The sequence below is a fragment of the Pseudomonas sp. MAG002Y genome, assembly GCF_019400845.1.
GTDB classification, from domain to species: Bacteria; Pseudomonadota; Gammaproteobacteria; order Pseudomonadales; family Pseudomonadaceae; genus Chryseomonas; species Chryseomonas luteola.
On sequence record NZ_WOEJ01000008.1, the window covers coordinates 150721 to 168983 of the forward strand.

Consider the following 18263-nt stretch of genomic DNA (forward strand, 5'->3'; position numbering starts at 1 on the left):
CCCATGGTCCTGCCATTTCGTTTGTGTCGTAAGACAATCAGTGGAGCTATAGATGGCAACTATCAACCAGCTGGTGCGTAAGCCGCGCAAGCGTCTCGTCGAAAAGAGCGACGTGCCTGCGCTGCAAAACTGCCCGCAACGTCGTGGTGTTTGCACCCGCGTATATACAACTACCCCTAAGAAGCCTAACTCGGCACTGCGTAAAGTATGCCGTGTACGTTTGACAAACGGCTTCGAAGTGACTTCGTACATTGGTGGTGAAGGTCACAACCTGCAAGAGCACAGCGTGGTACTGATCCGTGGCGGTCGTGTAAAGGACCTTCCGGGTGTGCGCTACCACACTGTACGCGGCTCTCTGGACACCTCTGGTGTTAAAGACCGTAAGCAGGGTCGTTCTAAGTACGGCGCGAAGCGTCCGAAGTAATCTATTCTTTTTGTTCGAGTCGATAAGAGTAAGGTCAGGCGTAACCTGCTTGTTACAGTCCTGAGCTAACCTGAAGACCGTTTTGAGGGCTTATCAATGCCAAGACGTCGTGTAGCGGCCAAGCGCGAAATACTTGACGATCCAAAATACGGAAGCCAGATCCTGGCCAAGTTCATGAACCACGTAATGGAAAGCGGCAAGAAAGCCGTTGCTGAGCGTATCGTTTATGGTGCTCTGGACAAGGTCAAAGAGCGTTCCAAGAATGCCGACCCCCTGGAAGTTTTCGAAAAAGCGCTCGACGCCATCGCTCCGCTGGTCGAAGTGAAGTCCCGCCGTGTAGGCGGTGCTACCTACCAGGTGCCGGTCGAAGTTCGTCCGTCCCGTCGTAACGCTCTGGCCATGCGCTGGCTTGTGGACTCTGCGCGTAAGCGTGGTGAGAAGTCCATGGCTCTGCGCCTGGCGGGAGAGCTCATGGATGCATTCGAAGGCAAGGGCGCCGCAGTCAAGAAGCGCGAAGACGTGCATCGCATGGCAGAGGCCAACAAGGCCTTCTCGCACTACCGCTTCTAATCAAGCGAGGACCTTATCGTGGCTCGTACTACCTCAATTAATCGCTACCGTAATATCGGTATCTGCGCCCACGTGGACGCAGGTAAAACGACTACCACGGAGCGTATTCTGTTCTACACCGGCGTGAACCATAAGATGGGTGAGGTTCATGACGGCGCAGCTACCATGGACTGGATGGTTCAGGAGCAGGAGCGTGGTATTACCATTACTTCTGCTGCTACCACAGCGTTCTGGTCCGGCTCCACTAAGCAGTATGACAAGTACCGTGTAAACATCATTGATACCCCTGGTCACGTTGACTTCACTATTGAAGTTGAGCGTTCCTTGCGTGTGCTGGACGGTGCTGTTGTTGTTTTCTGCGGTACTTCGGGTGTTGAGCCTCAGTCTGAAACTGTATGGCGTCAGGCTAACAAGTACGGTGTTCCGCGTATTGTCTATGTCAACAAGATGGACCGCGCTGGTGCCAACTTCCTGCGTGTTGTTGAGCAGATCAAAAAGCGTCTAGGTCATACACCTGTCCCGGTTCAGCTGGCTATCGGTGCTGAAGATAACTTTCAGGGTCAGATTGACCTTCTGAAGATGAAAGCGATCTTCTGGAACGATGATGACCAGGGCATGACCTATCGCGAGGAAGAAATTCCTGCAGAGCTTCAGGACTTGGCTGATGAGTGGCGCTCCAACATGGTTGAAGCAGCAGCTGAGGCTAACGAAGAGCTGATGAACAAGTACCTGGAAGAAGGTGAGCTGTCGATCGAAGAGATCAAGGCTGGCCTGCGTCAGCGTACTATCGCATGCGAAATCGTTCCGGCTGTGTGTGGTTCCTCCTTCAAGAACAAGGGTGTTCCACTGGTTCTTGATGCCGTGATTGACTTCCTGCCGGCTCCGACAGAAATTCCTGCGATCAAAGGTGTCCATCCGGATAACGAGGAGCAGGAAGATGAGCGTCATGCTAATGACGAAGAGCCCTTCTCTGCTCTAGCGTTTAAGATTGCCACCGACCCGTTTGTAGGTACGCTGACTTTTGCGCGCGTTTACTCTGGTGTTCTGAATTCCGGTGATTCGATTCTGAACTCTGTGAAGGGTAAGAAAGAGCGTGTGGGTCGTATGGTGCAGATGCACGCGAACACCCGTGAAGAGATCAAGGAAGTTCGTGCAGGTGACATTGCTGCTCTGATTGGTATGAAGGATGTTACTACGGGCGATACTCTTTGCTCGCTAGAGAAGCCGATTATCCTTGAGCGTATGGACTTCCCTGAGCCGGTAATTTCGGTTGCGGTTGAGCCGAAGACCAAGGCTGACCAAGAGAAAATGGGTATTGCATTGGGCAAGCTAGCCCAGGAAGACCCGTCTTTCCGAGTTAAGACCGACGAAGAATCTGGTCAAACCATTATTTCCGGTATGGGTGAGCTGCACCTGGATATTCTGGTTGACCGTATGAAGCGCGAGTTTGGGGTTGAGGCTAACATCGGCAAGCCTCAGGTAGCCTACCGTGAAACTATCCGGAACAAGTGCGAAATCGAAGGTAAGTTCGTTCGCCAGTCCGGTGGTCGTGGTCAGTTCGGTCACTGCTGGATTCGTTTCGCCCCGGCTGACGAAGGTCAGGAAGGTCTCGAATTTACCAGTGAGGTAGTAGGTGGTGTGATTCCGAAAGAATACATCCCTGCTATTCAGAAGGGCATCGAAGAGCAGATGAAAAACGGTATCGTTGCCGGTTATCCGCTGCTTGGCTTGAAAGCAACTGTATTCGACGGCTCTTATCACGACGTCGACTCCAACGAAATGGCGTTCAAAATCGCTGCTTCGATGGCGACCAAGCAGTTGACCCAGAAGGGTGGTGCTGTTCTGCTTGAGCCAATCATGAAGGTCGAGGTGGTAACGCCTGAAGACTACATGGGCGACGTAATGGGTGACCTGAACCGTCGTCGCGGCCTGATCCAGGGTATGGAAGATACTGTATCCGGTAAGGTGATTCGTGCTGAAGTTCCGCTGGGCGAGATGTTTGGCTACGCTACTGATGTGCGTTCCATGTCTCAAGGTCGTGCTAGCTACTCCATGGAGTTCGCCAAGTACGCTGAAGCGCCATCGAACATCGCCGAAGCTATTATCAAGAAACAAGCTTAATAAACGCTTTCTAGTAGGGGTTTATACTCGTGGCTAAAGAAAAATTTGAACGTAACAAACCGCACGTCAACGTCGGCACCATCGGCCACGTCGACCATGGTAAGACAACGCTGACTGCAGCACTGACCAAGGTTTGCTCTGAAACTTGGGGTGGTTCTGCCCGTAACTTCGACCAGATCGATAACGCTCCGGAAGAAAAAGCGCGCGGTATTACCATTAACACTTCCCACGTTGAGTACGATTCGGCCACTCGCCACTACGCTCACGTTGACTGCCCTGGCCACGCTGACTATGTGAAGAACATGATCACCGGTGCTGCGCAGATGGACGGTGCGATCCTGGTTTGCTCGGCAGCTGACGGCCCCATGCCGCAGACTCGTGAGCACATCCTGCTGTCCCGTCAGGTAGGCGTTCCTTACATTGTCGTGTTCCTGAACAAGGCCGACATGGTTGACGATGCCGAGCTGCTCGAGCTGGTAGAAATGGAAGTTCGCGATCTGCTGAACACCTATGACTTCCCAGGTGACGACACTCCGATCGTTGTAGGTTCCGCGCTGATGGCGCTGGAAGGCAAAGACGACAACGAAATCGGTGTTTCTGCTGTGCGTAAGCTGGTTGAAACTCTGGATGCCTACATCCCTGAGCCGGTTCGTGCAATCGACCAGCCGTTCCTGATGCCGATCGAAGACGTATTCTCCATCTCTGGTCGCGGTACTGTAGTAACGGGCCGTGTTGAGCGTGGTATCGTCAAGGTGGGTGAGGAAGTTGAAATCGTAGGTATCAAAGCTACGACCAAAACTACCTGCACCGGCGTTGAAATGTTCCGTAAGCTGCTAGACGAAGGTCGTGCAGGTGAGAACGTTGGCGCCCTGCTGCGTGGTACCAAGCGTGAAGACGTTGAGCGTGGTCAGGTTCTGGCCAAGCCGGGCACCATCAAGCCGCACACCAAGTTCGAGTGCGAAGTGTACGTTCTGTCCAAGGAAGAAGGTGGTCGTCATACTCCGTTCTTCAAGGGCTACCGTCCTCAGTTCTACTTCCGTACTACTGACGTGACTGGTAACTGCGAACTGCCGGAAGGCGTTGAGATGGTAATGCCGGGCGACAACATCAAGATGGTTGTTACCCTGATCGCTCCGATCGCCATGGAAGAAGGTCTGCGTTTCGCTATTCGCGAAGGCGGCCGTACCGTAGGCGCCGGCGTGGTTGCCAAGATCGTCGAATAATATCGACGTTCGTCCAGAGAAGGCCCTTCGGGGCCTTTTCTGCTTTGTCTATTATTGACACCCCTCTGGCGTCTCTATAGAATTGCGCCTCCTTTTATCGGGCATATTCTGCCTGAGGGGAAAGCTTGGAGTCTGAGGTCAAATGCAAAACCAACAAATCCGTATTCGGTTGAAGGCTTTTGATCATCGCCTGATTGATCAGTCCACCCAGGAAATCGTGGAAACCGCGAAACGTACTGGTGCTCAGGTGCGTGGTCCGATTCCTCTGCCTACCCGCAAGGAACGTTACACAGTGCTGATTTCTCCGCACGTCAACAAGGATGCACGTGACCAGTACGAGATTCGTACTCACAAGCGTGTGCTGGATATCGTCCAGCCAACGGATAAAACCGTTGATGCGCTGATGAAGCTCGACCTTGCTGCTGGTGTAGAAGTACAAATCAGCCTCGGCTAAAACCTTGGGGTTTTAGTCGTGTAACGCTCTGAAATGGGCGGCCATAGCGGGTGAAAGCCCCGTACACTCAAGAGGTTTATACAATGACTATTGGTGTAGTCGGTCGTAAGTGCGGCATGACCCGCGTTTTCACCGAGGAAGGTGTTTCCGTTCCGGTTACAGTCATCGAGATTGAGCCGAACCGTGTAACACAGATGAAAGTAGAAGAGACTGATGGCTATCGTGCTGTTCAAGTGACAGTAGGTGAACGTCGTGCTTCTCGTGTTAGCAAGGCTCAGGCAGGTCACTTTGCCAAAGCTAGCGTTGCTGCTGGTCGTAGCGTTCTGGAGTTTCGTCTTGAAGAAGGCGAGTACAACGCTGGTGATCAGATCACGGTTGATATTTTCCAAGCTGGACAGCTGGTCGATGTGACTGGTCAGTCCAAAGGTAAAGGCTATGCCGGTACCATTAAGCGTTGGAACTTCCGTGGCCAAGATAATACTCACGGTAACTCCGTTTCTCACCGCGCACCTGGCTCTATCGGCCAGTGCCAGACTCCTGGTCGAGTGTTCAAGGGCAAGAAGATGTCCGGTCACCTGGGTGCTGAGCGTGTAACTGTGCAGTCCCTTGAAATTGTCCGTGTTGATGCTGAGCGCAACCTGCTTCTGGTCAAGGGTGCCATTCCTGGCGCGCCTGGCGGTGATGTGGTTGTTCGTCCTGCAGCCAAGGCTCGCGGTTAAGAGGGGAACGGAACATGCAACTAAATGTAAATGGCTCGCAGGCTATTGAAGTCTCTGAGCGCGCCTTTGGTGGCGAATTCAACGAGACGCTGGTCCATCAGGCAGTAGTCGCCTACATGGCTGGCGGTCGTCAGGGTACTCGCGCTCAAAAGACTCGCTCTGAAGTATCTGGCGGCGGCAAAAAGCCCTGGCGTCAAAAGGGTAGCGGTCGTGCCCGTGCAGGTACTATTCGTAGCCCTATCTGGCGTGGCGGTGGTACCACTTTTGCTGCTAAGCCGCAGAACCATGAGCAGAAGCTCAACAAGAAGATGTATCGCGCTGCGCTGCGCTCCATTCTGGCGGAGCTGGTACGTCTGGATCGTCTGGTCGTAGTGGACGAGTTTTCTATCGATGCCCCTAAGACTAAAGGGTTGGTAAACAAGCTTGACGGCCTTGGCCTGAAAGATGTCCTGATTGTGACTGATAACGTCGATCAGAACCTTTACTTGGCTGCCCGCAACCTGCCTTTCGTTGACGTTCGTGATGTACAGGGTTCCGACCCTGTTAGCCTGATCGCTTACGACAAGGTTTTGGTCACAGTGTCTGCTGTGAAGAAATTCGAGGAGCTGCTGGGATGAACCAGGAACGTGTATTCAAGGTACTGCTTGGTCCGCACATCTCCGAGAAGGCAACTGTGCTAGCGGAAAACCAAAAGCAGTTTATTTTCAAGGTTGCTACTGATGCAACCAAGCTGGAAATCAAGAAGGCGGTCGAGCAGCTGTTCGACGTTAAAGTGCGCAGCGTTAGCACCCTGAATGTAAAGGGTAAGACTAAGCGTACCGCACGTGGTCTGGGCAAGCGTAACGATTGGAAGAAGGCATATATTGCTCTCCAGCCGGGCCAAGACCTCGATTTCTCCAGCAATGCTGAGTAAGTAAGGGGGCATCATGGCAATCGTAAAATGCAAGCCGACCTCCGCTGGCCGCCGTTTCGTGGTCAAGGTTGTCAATGCTGATCTGCACAAGGGCGCCCCGTATGCTCCTCTTCTGGAGAAGCAGGGTAAGTCCGGTGGCCGTAATAACAACGGTCGTATCACCACTCGTCACAAGGGTGGCGGTCATAAGCAGCACTATCGTCTGGTTGATTTCCGTCGCGATAAGGATGGTATCCCGGCTGTTGTTGAGCGCGTTGAGTACGATCCAAACCGTACTGCTCACATCGCGCTGCTGAAGTACGCTGATGGCGAACGTCGTTACATCATCGCTCCGAAAGGTGTGACAGCAGGTGATCAGCTGATCTCTGGTGCTGGTGCTCCAATCAAAGCAGGTAACAGCTTGCCTCTGCGCAATATCCCGGTAGGTAGTACTGTTCACGGTATTGAGCTCAAGCCAGGCAAAGGCGCACAGATCGCCCGCTCAGCTGGTGCTTCCGCCCAGCTAGTTGCCCGTGAAGGCGCTTATGTAACGCTGCGTCTACGCTCCGGCGAGATGCGCAAGGTTCTAAGTGAATGTCGCGCAACGTTGGGTGAAGTATCCAATACCGAGCACAGTCTGCGTTCCCTGGGTAAAGCAGGTGCTAAGCGCTGGCGTGGTATTCGTCCAACCGTCCGCGGTGTGGCGATGAACCCTGTTGATCACCCGCATGGTGGTGGTGAGGGTCGTACCTCCGGTGGCCGTCATCCGGTGTCTCCATGGGGCTTCCCGACCAAGGGCGCGAAGACCCGTGCGAACAAGCGCACTGACAAGATGATCGTCCGTCGCCGCAAGTAACGAATTGAGGATACGACTGTGCCACGTTCTCTTAAGAAAGGTCCTTTTATCGATCTTCACCTACTGAAGAAGATCGAAGTTGCGGTAGAGAAGAACGATCGTAAGCCAATTAAGACTTGGTCGCGTCGTTCGATGATTCTTCCGCAGATGGTCGGCCTGACCATCGCTGTACACAACGGCCGCCAGCATGTCCCGGTGCTAGTCAACGAAGACATGGTTGGTCATAAACTCGGCGAGTTCGCTGCTACCCGCACTTATCGCGGTCATGCGGCTGACAAGAAAGCCAAGCGTTAAGGGGTAAGGAAAGATGGAAGTAGCCGCTAAGCTGTCGGGCGCTCGAATCTCCGCCCAGAAAGCCCGCTTGGTCGCCGACCAGATTCGCGGGAAGAAGGTGGGCGAGGCGCTCAACCTCCTGGCTTTCAGCAGTAAGAAAGCTGCCGAGATCATGAAAAAAGTGTTGGAGTCGGCTGTTGCCAATGCCGAGCACAACGAAGGCGCAGACGTGGATGACCTAAAAGTCTCCACGGTTTTCGTCAACGAAGGGCGTTCGCTGAAGCGCATCATGCCGCGCGCCAAAGGTCGTGCTGATCGCATCGTGAAGCGGTCTTGCCATATCACGGTCAAGGTTGCGGACAAGTAACGGAGTCGATCAGATGGGTCAGAAAGTACATCCCAATGGCATTCGCCTGGGCATCGTCAAGGAGCATACTTCCGTTTGGTATGCAGATAAGCGCACTTACGCTGATTATCTGCTCTCCGACCTGAAGGTTCGTGAGTACCTCCAAGACAAACTAAAAAGCGCGTCCGTAAGCCGTATCGATATTCATCGTCCGGCGCAAACTGCACGCATTACCATCCACACTGCTCGTCCCGGTATCGTTATCGGCAAGAAAGGTGAGGATGTAGAAAAGCTGCGTCAGGACCTGACCAAGCAAATGGGTGTGCCTGTGCACATCAACATCGAAGAGATCCGTAAGCCGGAGCTCGACGGTGCGCTGGTTGCGCAAAGCGTGGCTCAGCAGCTCGAGCGTCGCGTTATGTTCCGTCGTGCGATGAAGCGCGCGGTGCAGAGTGCGATGCGTCTAGGTGCCAAAGGCATCAAGATTCAGGTGAGTGGTCGTCTTGGCGGGGCAGAAATTGCTCGTACCGAGTGGTATCGCGAAGGTCGTGTGCCGCTGCACACACTGCGTGCCGATATTGACTACGCAACTGCGGAAGCGCACACCACTTATGGTGTGATCGGTGTGAAGGTTTGGATCTTCAAGGGCGAGGTCATTGGTGGCCGCCAGGAAGAGCTTAAGCCTGTAGCTCCTGCTCCGCGTAAAAAAGCTGCTAAGTAAGGAGTACGCATCATGCTGCAACCTAAGCGTACAAAATTCCGCAAGCAGATGACTGGTCACAACCGTGGCTTGGCTCATCGCGGTAGTAAAGTAAGCTTTGGCGAATATGCGCTGAAAGCTGTTGGCCGTGGCCGTCTTACTGCTCGCCAGATCGAAGCAGCTCGTCGTGCCTTGACTCGTCACGTTAAGCGTGGCGGTAAAATCTGGATCCGTGTGTTCCCGGACAAGCCTGTTACCAAGAAGCCCCTTGAAGTGCGTATGGGTAAAGGTAAGGGTAGTGTTGAGTACTGGGTAGCCCAGATCCAGCCGGGCAAGGTCCTCTACGAGATCGAGGGTGTTTCTGAGGTTCTGGCTCGTGAAGCTTTTGCGCTCGCGGCTGCCAAGCTTCCCGTTGAAACCTCCTTTGTTAAGCGGACGGTGATGTAATGAAAGCGCAAGAATTACGTGAGAAATCCGTCGAGGAGCTGAACGAGCAGCTCCTCAGCCTGCTGCGTGACCAGTTTAATCTGCGTATGCAGAAGGCAACTGGCCAATTGGGGCAGTCTCACATGCTCTCGCAAGTGAAGCGCGACATTGCTCGTGTCAAGACTGTGCTGAACCAGCAAGCAGGTAAGTGATCATGGCTGAAGCTGAAAAGACCGTCCGTACACTGACCGGCCGAGTGGTCAGTGATAAAATGGACAAAACCATCACTGTATTGATCGAGCGTCGCGTTAAGCACCCGATCTACGGTAAATACGTCAAGCGTTCCACTAAGCTGCACGCCCACGACGAAAACAATCAGTGCCGCGCTGGTGACCTGGTCACCATTCGTGAAACCCGCCCTCTGGCAAAGACCAAGGCGTGGACGCTGGTTGATGTCGTTGAGCGCGCCGTACAAGTGTAAGGGTGAAGAGCCATGATTCAGACTCAATCCATGCTCGATGTGGCCGATAACAGCGGCGCTCGTCGTGTTATGTGCATCAAGGTGCTGGGTGGTTCGCATCGCCGCTACGCAGGTATTGGCGACATCATCAAGGTCACCGTAAAAGAAGCCATTCCTCGTGGAAAGGTGAAGAAGGGCCAGGTGATGACAGCTGTTGTGGTACGTACTAAGCACGGTGTGCGCCGTACTGACGGCTCCATCATTCGCTTCGACGGTAACGCGGCTGTTCTGTTGAACAACAAGCAGGAGCCTATCGGTACCCGTATCTTTGGGCCGGTGACGCGTGAACTTCGCTCTGAGAAGTTCATGAAGATCGTCTCCCTTGCCCCCGAAGTGCTGTAAGGAGTAGCCGTCATGCAAAAGATTCGTCGTGACGATGAAGTAATCGTCATCGCAGGCAAGGACAAGGGCAAGCGCGGTAAGGTGCTCAAGGTTCTGGCTGATGACCGTTTGGTTGTTGGTGGTGTTAACCTTGTCAAGCGTCACACCAAGCCTAACCCCATGCTGGGCGCGCAAGGTGGCATTGTTGAGAAGGAAGCTCCTCTGCATGTCTCCAACGTTGCTATCTTCAACCCTGAAACTAACAAGGCTGACCGCGTAGGTTTCAAGGTAGAGGACGGTAAAAAAATTCGTATCTTTAAGTCGAACCAGAAAGCGGTTCAGGCTTAAGGTTGCTAGGTAGATCACCATGGCACGATTGAAAGAAGTTTATCGGAAGGACATCGCGCCCAAGCTGAAAGAACAGCTTCAGCTGGCTAACGTGATGGAAGTTCCGCGTATCACTAAAATCACTCTGAATATGGGTGTTGGTGAGGCGGTAGGCGATAAGAAGATTATCGACAATGCGCTGGCTGACCTTGAGAAAATTGCTGGTCAGAAGCCGGTTGTAACTTATGCGCGTAAGTCGATCGCTGGTTTTAAGATCCGTGATGGTTGGCCGATTGGCGTCAAGGTAACTCTGCGTAGCGATCGCATGTACGAGTTCCTGGATCGTCTGCTGGCTATCTCTTTGCCGCGCGTTCGTGACTTCCGTGGTCTGAATGCCAAGTCCTTTGATGGTCGCGGTAACTACAGCATGGGTGTTAAAGAGCAAATCATCTTCCCGGAAATCGATTACGATAAAATCGATGCGCTCCGCGGTATGGATATTACTCTGACTACAACTGCTCGTACGGATGAGGAAGGTCGTGCACTGCTTCGTGCATTTAACTTCCCGTTCCGTAACTGATAGGAGCTACGTATGGCTAAGCAAAGCATGAAGAACCGTGAGCTGAAGCGTCAGCAAACGGTTGCTAAGTTTGCAGCTAAGCGCGCTGAGTTAAAGGCAGCTATTGCCAATCCCAACACTTCTCCGGAAGATCGTTGGGCTGCACAGGTTGCACTTCAAAAGCAGCCTCGCGACGCTAGCGCCAGTCGTCTGCGTAATCGCTGCCGTTTGACTGGTCGTCCGCACGGTGTATACCGTAAGTTCGGTCTGTCGCGTATTATGTTGCGCGAAGCTGCAATGCGTGGTGATGTTCCTGGTCTGGTTAAAGCCAGCTGGTAATTTCATAGCAATTTGCAGTAAGTATGCGAATCAAGCCCCTTTTGGGGCTTGATTCGTTTTTGTATGCCTACTAGAATATCCGGCTCGCCCGAGTCGGCATGTTTTCGGCTGGGCAGTTTCAGAGCTATAGGCTCATTTATGCATTTAGGAGCTACAAGCCCATGAGTATGCAGGACCCGTTAGCAGATATGCTAACTCGTATCCGTAATGCCCAGATGGCTGAAAAGTCCGTCGTAAGCATGCCTTCCTCCAAGCTGAAGGTGGCGGTAGCTAAAGTCCTTAAGGACGAAGGTTACATCGCGGGTTTTCAGGTCAGCACGGAAGTTAAGCCGCTGCTGTCCATCGAGCTGAAGTACTTCGAAGGTAAGCCTGTAATCGAAGAGCTTAAGCGTTCTAGCCGTCCTGGCCTTCGCCAGTACAAATCTGTTGACCAGTTGCCGAAAGTGCGCGGCGGTTTGGGTGTATCGATCGTGTCCACCAACAAGGGTGTGATGACTGATCGTGCAGCCCGTGCTGCTGGTGTTGGCGGCGAAGTGCTCTGCACTGTTTTCTAAGGGGAAGAAGCATGTCTCGCGTTGCTAAAAACCCCGTTAAGCTTCCTGCCGGTGTTGAAATTAACCTGGCTGGTCAACAGCTTTCTATTAAGGGTTCCAAAGGCTCTCTTGAGCTTAAGGTTCATCCTTCTGTTGAAGTCTCTCAAGAGTCCGGTGAGCTTCGTTTCGCCGCTCGTAATGGTGATCAGCAGACTCGTGCCATGGCTGGTACTACCCGTGCGCTGGTTAACAATATGGTCATTGGCGTGAGCCAAGGCTTTGAGCGCAAGCTTCAGCTGGTTGGTGTTGGTTATAAAGCTCAGGCCAAGGGCCAGGTTCTTTCGCTTTCCCTGGGTTTCTCTCATCCGGTCGACTATGAATTGCCGCAAGGCATTACTGCTGAGACCCCGAGCCAGACTGATATCCTGATTAAGGGTATTGATAAGCAGCTCGTTGGACAGGTGGCAGCAGAGATTCGTGATTTCCGTCCGCCAGAGCCTTATAAGGGCAAAGGTGTACGTTATTCCGATGAAGTCGTTCGCCGTAAAGAAGCCAAGAAAAAGTAGGGCATAGCAAATGAGCGTAAAGAAAGAAACTCGACTGCGTCGCGCTCGCAAGGCACGCCTGAGAATGCGCGAGCTGGAAACTGTACGCCTGTGCGTCTACCGTTCCTCTCAGCACATCTATGCCCAGGTCATCGCGGCCGACGGCAGCAAGGTTCTGGCCAGTGCGTCTACGCTGGACAAAGACCTGCGCGAAGGCGCAACCAGCAACATCGAAGCGGCGCAAAAGGTCGGCAAGCTGGTAGCAGAGCGTGCCAAAGCGGCTGGCGTTACTCAAGTAGCGTTTGATCGTTCTGGCTTCAAGTATCATGGTCGCGTTAAGGCGCTGGCCGATGCCGCTCGTGAAGGCGGGCTGGAGTTCTAAGTCATGGCAAACAACGATCAAAAGCGCGACGAAGGTTACATCGAGAAGCTCGTTCAAGTTAACCGTGTTGCTAAAACCGTTAAAGGTGGCCGTATCTTTGCTTTCACTGCACTAACCGTGGTGGGTGATGGTAAGGGTCGTGTTGGTTTTGGCCGTGGTAAGGCGCGCGAAGTTCCTGCAGCTATTCAAAAGGCTATGGAAGCTGCGCGCCGTAACATGATTCAGGTTGATCTGAACGGCAACACACTTCAATACCCAGTGAAGTCTGCTCATGGCGCATCCAAAGTTTTCATGCAGCCTGCTTCTGAAGGTACGGGTATCATTGCCGGCGGTGCCATGCGTGCCGTTCTAGAGGTGGCTGGCGTTCAGAACGTTCTGGCTAAGTGCTATGGCTCTACTAATCCAGTAAACGTTGTCTATGCAACGTTTGAGGGTTTGAAGCACATGCAGTCGCCTGAGTCGGTCGCGGCCAAGCGTGGCAAGAGCGTCGAGGAGATTCTCTGATCATGGCTACTTCAACTGTTAAAGTTACGCTGATCAAAAGCGTGAATGGCCGTTTGGCTAATCACAAAGCCTGCGTCAAGGGTCTCGGCCTGCGTCGCATCGGTCATACCGTTGAAGTTCTGGATACTCCAGAAAACCGCGGCATGATTAATAAGGCTTACTATTTACTGCGTGTGGAGGGTTAAGTTATGAAACTTAACGATCTACGTTCCGCTCCTGGTGCACGTCGTGAAAAGCTGCGTCCAGGTCGTGGTATCGGTAGCGGTCTTGGTAAGACTGGCGGCCGTGGCCACAAGGGTGCTACTTCCCGTTCCGGCGGTAAGGTTGCTCCTGGTTTCGAGGGTGGTCAACAGCCCCTTCATCGTCGTCTGCCGAAGTTTGGTTTCGTATCGCTGAAAGCCCTTGATCGCGCTGAGGTTCGTACTTCAGAGCTGGCAAAGGTAGAAGGCGGCGTGATCACTTTGCAAGCGCTGAAAGATGCCAATGTTATCAATCGTAGCGTTGTGCGCGTTAAGGTCGTTCTCTCTGGCGAAATCGGTCACGCTATTACCTTGAAGGGCATTCCTGCCACTAAGGGCGCTCGCGCGGCTATCGAAGCAGCTGGCGGTAAGATCGAGGAATAAATGGCTAAGCAAGGTTCTCTCTCTGCGCTCAACAATGGCGGTTTGTCGGAACTGTGGGCGCGCTTGCGCTTCCTGTTTCTGGCAATCATCGTTTATCGAATTGGTGCGCATATTCCAGTTCCAGGTATAAATCCTGATCAATTGGCTGCACTGTTTCGGCAGAACGAGGGGACCATTCTTAGCCTGTTCAACATGTTCTCTGGCGGTGCGCTGGAGCGGATGAGTATATTTGCACTTGGGATCATGCCGTATATCTCGGCGTCGATCATCATGCAGCTTCTCACTGCTATCAGCCCACAGCTAGAGCAGTTGAAAAAAGAAGGCGAGTCTGGTCGCCGCAAGATCAGTCAGTACACTCGTTACGGTACGCTCGTGCTTGCGCTGGTTCAGGCTACGGGTATGTCTGTAGGACTGGCGAGTCAAGGTGTAGCCTTTTCAGCAGGGTTCAGCTTCTATTTTGTTGCTGTAACCACGTTTGTTGCAGGCGCACTTTTTATGATGTGGCTGGGTGAGCAGATAACCGAGCGAGGTGTTGGTAATGGAATTTCCATGCTGATCTTCTCGGGTATCGTTGCTGGCTTACCGCGAGCGATTGGTCAATCCTTCGAGTCTGCTCGTCAAGGCGATATTAATATCTTCGCTCTGATAGCGGTGGGCCTTGTTGCTGTTGCTATCATTGCGTTCGTGGTCTTCATCGAGCGCGGCCAGCGTCGTATCGCTGTTCATTATGCTAAGCGCCAGCAAGGCCGCAAGGTGTTTGCAGCGCAAAATAGTCATTTGCCACTGAAAGTAAATATGGCGGGTGTCATACCTGCTATCTTTGCAAGTAGCATTTTGCTATTTCCGGCCTCGCTAGGCTCGTGGTTCGGTCAGTCTCAAGGGCTCGGTTGGCTTCAGGATGTGGCTCAGGCCATTGCTCCAGGACAGCCGCTTAATATCTTGCTGTTTAGTGCAGGGATCATATTCTTCTGCTTCTTCTATACAGCCTTGATGTTTAACCCCAAAGACGTTGCCGAGAACCTAAAGAAGTCTGGTGCGTTTATTCCAGGAATCCGTCCTGGTGAGCAGTCTGCACGCTATATAGATGGTGTGTTGACGCGTTTGACCATGTTCGGCGCCCTGTATATGACGGCGGTCTGCTTGTTGCCCCAGTTTCTGGTGGTTGCAGCCAACGTGCCGTTTTACCTCGGCGGGACTTCGCTGCTGATCGTAGTTGTGGTGGTCATGGACTTTATGTCCCAGGTCCAATCGCATCTTGTATCCCACCAGTATGAGTCTCTGATGAAGAAAGCCAACCTGAAGGGCTACGGCGGCGGAATGCTCCGCTGATCAGTACCCGTAAGGTTAAGGAGTTGGTGATGAAAGTTCGTGCATCGGTCAAGAAGCTGTGCCGTAACTGCAAAATCATCCGTCGCGACGGCGTCGTTCGGGTGATCTGCAGCGCGGAGCCGCGTCACAAGCAGCGCCAAGGCTGAGTGTGAATACACGCGTATAACCCGACAGCTAGTGTGCTGTCGGGTTGATCATTTTTTATTACAGCGTTAATATCTCGCGCCCTTTTCTTGGCTTCCAGGGCGTGGGTTGCTGTCACATGGAGTTTTTCTAGAATGGCCCGTATTGCAGGCGTTAACATTCCGGATAACAAGCATACTGTTATCTCGCTGACCTATATCTATGGTATTGGTCGCACTACTGCTCAGAATATCTGTGCGGCCACAGGCATCAGCCCGTCCGCCAAAATCAAGGATCTGAGCGACGAGCAGATCGATCAGCTGCGTAATGAAGTCGCTAAGCTCGTCACTGAAGGTGACCTGCGTCGCGAACTCAACATGAACATCAAGCGCTTGATGGACCTGGGTTGCTACCGTGGCCTTCGCCATCGTCGCGGTCTGCCGGTTCGTGGTCAGCGTACCAAGACCAACGCGCGTACCCGTAAGGGCCCGCGTAAGCCGATCCGCAAGTAATCGCATCCGCGAATCGACAGGAATTTAGTCATGGCAAAACCTGCTGCTCGTCCTCGTAAGAAAGTCAAAAAGACAGTGGTTGATGGCATCGCCCACATCCATGCGTCTTTCAATAACACCATCGTAACCATTACTGATCGTCAAGGTAATGCGTTGTCCTGGGCTACTTCTGGTGGTTCCGGTTTCCGTGGCTCCCGTAAGAGCACTCCGTTCGCTGCCCAGGTTGCAGCTGAGCGTGCCGGACAGGCAGCTCTTGAGTACGGTCTCAAGAACCTTGACGTAAACGTCAAAGGCCCAGGCCCGGGCCGTGAGTCTGCAGTGCGTGCATTGAACGCCTGTGGTTACAAGATCGCCAGCATTACCGACGTGACGCCCATCCCGCATAATGGATGCCGTCCGCCGAAGAAGCGTCGCGTGTAATAGGAGACAGTAAGAAATGGCTCGTTACATTGGTCCCAAGTGCAAACTGTCCCGCCGTGAAGGCACCGATCTCTTCCTGAAGAGCGGTGTGCGCGCGATTGAATCCAAGTGCAATATTGAAACTGCTCCTGGAGCTCACGGTCAGCGTCGTGGTCGTCTATCCGACTATGGTCTGCAGTTACGTGAGAAGCAAAAAGTTCGTCGTATCTACGGCGTCCTGGAGCGTCAGTTTGCTGGTTATTACAAAGAAGCTGCTCGTCGCAAAGGTGCAACAGGCGAAAACCTGCTGCAGCTGCTAGAAACTCGTTTGGATAACGTTGTTTACCGTATGGGTTTCGGTGCTACTCGTGCAGAGTCTCGCCAGCTGGTTTCTCACAAGTCCATTACTGTTAATGGTCAGACTGTAAACATCCCGTCCTACCAAGTTAAGCCTGGTGATGTGGTAGCAGTACGCGAGAAGGCAAAGAATCAACTGCGTATCGCCCAAGCTCTCGAGCTTTGCGCCCAGCGCGGTCGTGTTGAGTGGGTAGAAGTCGACTCCGAGAAGAAGTCTGGTACGTTCAAGAGCGTTCCGGCTCGTGGCGACCTTTCCGCCGACATCAACGAAAACCTGATTGTCGAGCTCTACTCCAAGTAAGGGCTAGAAAATAGGTGCATCCATGCAGAGTTCGGTAAATGAGTTCCTGACCCCCCGGCACATTGATGTGCAGGCGGTCAGTCCAACCCGCGCCAAAATCACGCTCGAGCCTCTCGAGCGCGGTTTTGGTCATACCTTGGGCAACGCGCTTCGTCGCATCTTGTTGTCCTCCATGCCTGGCTGCGCGGTGGTCGAAGCCGAAATTGATGGCGTACTACACGAGTACAGCGCAATCGAAGGCGTGCAGGAAGACGTTATTGAAATCCTGCTTAACCTTAAAGGTCTGGCTATCAAGCTTCATGGTCGTGACGAGGTGACTCTGACCCTTTCCAAGAAAGGTCAAGGTCCCGTTCTGGCTTCCGATATTCAGCTTGAGCATGACGTTGAAATCGTCAACGGCGATCATGTCATTGCTCATCTGGCTGATAACGGTTCGCTGAACATGCGGCTTAAGATTGCTCGTGGCCGTGGCTATGAGCCGGCTGATGCTCGCCAGAGTGAAGAAGACGAGACGCGTGCCATTGGTCGCCTGCAGCTCGATTCCTCTTTTAGCCCGGTTCGCCGTGTGGCCTATGTGGTCGAAAACGCTCGTGTTGAGCAGCGTACTAACCTGGATAAGCTGGTTCTTGATCTTGAGACCAATGGTACTCTAGATCCTGAGGAAGCTATCCGTCGTGCTGCAACCATCTTGCAACAGCAATTGGCTGCTTTCGTTGATCTCAAAGGTGACAGTGAGCCTGTTGTCGTTGAGCAGGAAGACGAAATTGATCCGATTCTGCTGCGTCCGGTTGATGACCTTGAACTGACCGTCCGTTCGGCTAACTGCTTGAAAGCTGAGAATATCTACTATATCGGTGATCTGATTCAGCGTACCGAAGTAGAGCTGCTCAAGACGCCTAACCTAGGTAAGAAGTCGCTTACCGAGATTAAGGATGTCCTAGCTTCACGTGGTTTGTCGCTTGGCATGCGCCTGGACAACTGGCCCCCGGCAAGTCTTAAGAAGGACGATAAGGCTACAGCCTGATCGTTATTAGTCACCGAACGTTAGTTTGGTAAGGAATTTAACCATGCGTCATCGTAAAAGTGGTCGTCACCTGAACCGCACGAGCGCACACCGCAAGGCTATGTTCCAGAACATGGCTGTGTCGCTGTTCGAGCATGAACTGATCAAAACTACTCTTCCGAAAGCCAAGGAACTGCGTCGCGTTGCCGAGCCGCTGATCACTCTGGCCAAAGAAGATAGCGTTGCCAACCGTCGTCTGGCTTTCGACCGTACTCGTTCGAAAGCTGCTGTCGGCAAGCTGTTTAACGATCTGGGCAAGCGTTATGCAAATCGTCCAGGTGGTTACCTGCGTATTCTCAAGTGCGGCTTCCGTGCTGGTGATAACGCTCCTATGGCCTATGTTGAGCTGGTTGACCGTCCTATTGGCGGCACAGTTGAGGCTGACTCTGCTGAATAAACAGTGAGTGTTATCAAAAGCCGGGCCTAGTGTCCGGCTTTTTTATGCTTAAAGTAGTTGGGTTTTCTATCACAAGGCTAGATCTAATAAATTAGATCTACCGTCCCGCTTTTAACATACTTCTC

General features: G+C 52.9%; 32 protein-coding genes. All 32 read left to right on the top strand.

The genetic code is table 11. The features are described from left to right. Positions 1-52 precede the first annotated feature (52 nt). The 32 genes from rpsL to rplQ all read left to right on the top strand — a co-directional run bounded on the left by rpsL (position 53) and on the right by rplQ (position 18138). Positions 53-424 carry a 30S ribosomal protein S12 gene (gene rpsL / locus GM154_RS13455; protein ID WP_010796747.1) on the top strand — a complete coding sequence of 124 codons (372 nt, stop codon included), beginning with the start codon at positions 53-55 and terminating at the stop codon, positions 422-424. Between the two features lie 96 nt (positions 425-520). Further along, positions 521-994 carry a 30S ribosomal protein S7 gene (gene rpsG / locus GM154_RS13460; protein ID WP_010796748.1) on the top strand — a complete coding sequence of 158 codons (474 nt, stop codon included), beginning with the start codon at positions 521-523 and terminating at the stop codon, positions 992-994. 18 nt (positions 995-1012) lie between these two features. Further along, on the top strand, positions 1013-3115 hold the full coding sequence (gene fusA, locus GM154_RS13465) for an elongation factor G (protein WP_219652509.1): 2103 nt from the start codon (positions 1013-1015) through the stop codon (positions 3113-3115). Between the two features lie 29 nt (positions 3116-3144). Then, the gene (tuf, locus tag GM154_RS13470) at positions 3145-4338 is read left to right on the top strand and encodes an elongation factor Tu (protein WP_010796738.1); all 1194 of its coding nucleotides are present in this window, start codon (positions 3145-3147) and stop codon (positions 4336-4338) included. 142 nt (positions 4339-4480) lie between these two features. Continuing rightward, complete coding sequence (gene rpsJ / locus GM154_RS13475) at positions 4481-4792, top strand: 30S ribosomal protein S10 (protein WP_003243886.1); 312 nt, start codon at positions 4481-4483, stop codon at positions 4790-4792. Between the two features lie 83 nt (positions 4793-4875). Next, a complete protein-coding gene (gene rplC / locus GM154_RS13480; protein ID WP_010796750.1) occupies positions 4876-5511 on the top strand; it encodes a 50S ribosomal protein L3 in 636 nt (211 codons plus the stop codon). A gap of 14 nt (positions 5512-5525) precedes the next feature. Then, positions 5526-6128 carry a 50S ribosomal protein L4 gene (rplD, locus tag GM154_RS13485; RefSeq protein ID WP_010796751.1) on the top strand — a complete coding sequence of 201 codons (603 nt, stop codon included), beginning with the start codon at positions 5526-5528 and terminating at the stop codon, positions 6126-6128. Further along, on the top strand, positions 6125-6424 hold the full coding sequence (gene rplW / locus GM154_RS13490) for a 50S ribosomal protein L23 (RefSeq protein WP_010796752.1): 300 nt from the start codon (positions 6125-6127) through the stop codon (positions 6422-6424). Before rplD ends, rplW begins: the two co-directional genes overlap by 4 nt. 13 nt (positions 6425-6437) lie before the next feature. Then, complete coding sequence (gene rplB / locus GM154_RS13495) at positions 6438-7259, top strand: 50S ribosomal protein L2 (RefSeq protein ID WP_010796753.1); 822 nt, start codon at positions 6438-6440, stop codon at positions 7257-7259. A gap of 18 nt (positions 7260-7277) precedes the next feature. Next, a complete protein-coding gene (rpsS, locus tag GM154_RS13500; protein WP_010796754.1) occupies positions 7278-7553 on the top strand; it encodes a 30S ribosomal protein S19 in 276 nt (91 codons plus the stop codon). Positions 7554-7566: 13 nt separating this feature from the next. After that, positions 7567-7899, top strand: coding sequence for a 50S ribosomal protein L22 (gene rplV, locus GM154_RS13505; protein ID WP_003103908.1), 333 nt, complete (start codon positions 7567-7569; stop codon positions 7897-7899). Between the two features lie 13 nt (positions 7900-7912). Continuing rightward, on the top strand, positions 7913-8599 hold the full coding sequence (gene rpsC, locus GM154_RS13510; RefSeq protein WP_010796755.1) for a 30S ribosomal protein S3: 687 nt from the start codon (positions 7913-7915) through the stop codon (positions 8597-8599). A 12-nt stretch (positions 8600-8611) separates the two neighbouring features. Continuing rightward, entirely contained in the window at positions 8612-9025 is a 414-nt protein-coding gene (rplP, locus tag GM154_RS13515; protein ID WP_010796756.1) for a 50S ribosomal protein L16, read from the top strand. Next, positions 9025-9216 carry a 50S ribosomal protein L29 gene (gene rpmC / locus GM154_RS13520; protein ID WP_010796757.1) on the top strand — a complete coding sequence of 64 codons (192 nt, stop codon included), beginning with the start codon at positions 9025-9027 and terminating at the stop codon, positions 9214-9216. Before rplP ends, rpmC begins: the two co-directional genes overlap by 1 nt. Before the next feature lie 2 nt (positions 9217-9218). Then, entirely contained in the window at positions 9219-9485 is a 267-nt protein-coding gene (gene rpsQ / locus GM154_RS13525; RefSeq protein ID WP_010796758.1) for a 30S ribosomal protein S17, read from the top strand. A gap of 12 nt (positions 9486-9497) precedes the next feature. Next, complete coding sequence (gene rplN / locus GM154_RS13530) at positions 9498-9866, top strand: 50S ribosomal protein L14 (protein WP_007161241.1); 369 nt, start codon at positions 9498-9500, stop codon at positions 9864-9866. A gap of 12 nt (positions 9867-9878) precedes the next feature. Continuing rightward, entirely contained in the window at positions 9879-10193 is a 315-nt protein-coding gene (gene rplX, locus GM154_RS13535) for a 50S ribosomal protein L24 (RefSeq protein WP_010796759.1), read from the top strand. A 19-nt stretch (positions 10194-10212) separates the two neighbouring features. Then, positions 10213-10752, top strand: coding sequence for a 50S ribosomal protein L5 (rplE, locus tag GM154_RS13540; RefSeq protein ID WP_010796760.1), 540 nt, complete (start codon positions 10213-10215; stop codon positions 10750-10752). Positions 10753-10764: 12 nt separating this feature from the next. Next, complete coding sequence (gene rpsN, locus GM154_RS13545; RefSeq protein ID WP_010796761.1) at positions 10765-11070, top strand: 30S ribosomal protein S14; 306 nt, start codon at positions 10765-10767, stop codon at positions 11068-11070. A gap of 161 nt (positions 11071-11231) precedes the next feature. Then, a complete protein-coding gene (rpsH, locus tag GM154_RS13550; protein ID WP_010796762.1) occupies positions 11232-11624 on the top strand; it encodes a 30S ribosomal protein S8 in 393 nt (130 codons plus the stop codon). Between the two features lie 11 nt (positions 11625-11635). Continuing rightward, the gene (rplF, locus tag GM154_RS13555) at positions 11636-12169 is read left to right on the top strand and encodes a 50S ribosomal protein L6 (protein ID WP_010796763.1); all 534 of its coding nucleotides are present in this window, start codon (positions 11636-11638) and stop codon (positions 12167-12169) included. A gap of 10 nt (positions 12170-12179) precedes the next feature. Beyond that, the gene (gene rplR, locus GM154_RS13560) at positions 12180-12530 is read left to right on the top strand and encodes a 50S ribosomal protein L18 (protein ID WP_010796764.1); all 351 of its coding nucleotides are present in this window, start codon (positions 12180-12182) and stop codon (positions 12528-12530) included. Between the two features lie 3 nt (positions 12531-12533). Continuing rightward, positions 12534-13034, top strand: coding sequence for a 30S ribosomal protein S5 (gene rpsE / locus GM154_RS13565; RefSeq protein ID WP_010796765.1), 501 nt, complete (start codon positions 12534-12536; stop codon positions 13032-13034). A gap of 2 nt (positions 13035-13036) precedes the next feature. Next, entirely contained in the window at positions 13037-13219 is a 183-nt protein-coding gene (gene rpmD / locus GM154_RS13570) for a 50S ribosomal protein L30 (RefSeq protein ID WP_010796766.1), read from the top strand. Positions 13220-13222: 3 nt separating this feature from the next. After that, on the top strand, positions 13223-13657 hold the full coding sequence (gene rplO, locus GM154_RS13575) for a 50S ribosomal protein L15 (protein ID WP_010796767.1): 435 nt from the start codon (positions 13223-13225) through the stop codon (positions 13655-13657). Next, positions 13658-14986, top strand: coding sequence for a preprotein translocase subunit SecY (gene secY / locus GM154_RS13580; RefSeq protein ID WP_010796768.1), 1329 nt, complete (start codon positions 13658-13660; stop codon positions 14984-14986). A 29-nt stretch (positions 14987-15015) separates the two neighbouring features. Further along, on the top strand, positions 15016-15132 hold the full coding sequence (gene rpmJ / locus GM154_RS13585) for a 50S ribosomal protein L36 (RefSeq protein WP_003281814.1): 117 nt from the start codon (positions 15016-15018) through the stop codon (positions 15130-15132). Between the two features lie 132 nt (positions 15133-15264). After that, positions 15265-15621: a 30S ribosomal protein S13 gene (gene rpsM / locus GM154_RS13590; RefSeq protein ID WP_010796769.1), complete on the top strand. Its 357-nt coding sequence runs from the start codon at positions 15265-15267 to the stop codon at positions 15619-15621. A 30-nt stretch (positions 15622-15651) separates the two neighbouring features. Continuing rightward, the gene (gene rpsK, locus GM154_RS13595) at positions 15652-16041 is read left to right on the top strand and encodes a 30S ribosomal protein S11 (protein ID WP_003093689.1); all 390 of its coding nucleotides are present in this window, start codon (positions 15652-15654) and stop codon (positions 16039-16041) included. A 16-nt stretch (positions 16042-16057) separates the two neighbouring features. Continuing rightward, the gene (gene rpsD, locus GM154_RS13600; RefSeq protein ID WP_010796770.1) at positions 16058-16678 is read left to right on the top strand and encodes a 30S ribosomal protein S4; all 621 of its coding nucleotides are present in this window, start codon (positions 16058-16060) and stop codon (positions 16676-16678) included. A gap of 22 nt (positions 16679-16700) precedes the next feature. Next, a complete protein-coding gene (locus GM154_RS13605) occupies positions 16701-17702 on the top strand; it encodes a DNA-directed RNA polymerase subunit alpha (RefSeq protein ID WP_010796771.1) in 1002 nt (333 codons plus the stop codon). Between the two features lie 43 nt (positions 17703-17745). Next, positions 17746-18138: a 50S ribosomal protein L17 gene (rplQ, locus tag GM154_RS13610; protein WP_074829509.1), complete on the top strand. Its 393-nt coding sequence runs from the start codon at positions 17746-17748 to the stop codon at positions 18136-18138. The last annotated feature ends 125 nt before the right edge of the window (positions 18139-18263 follow it).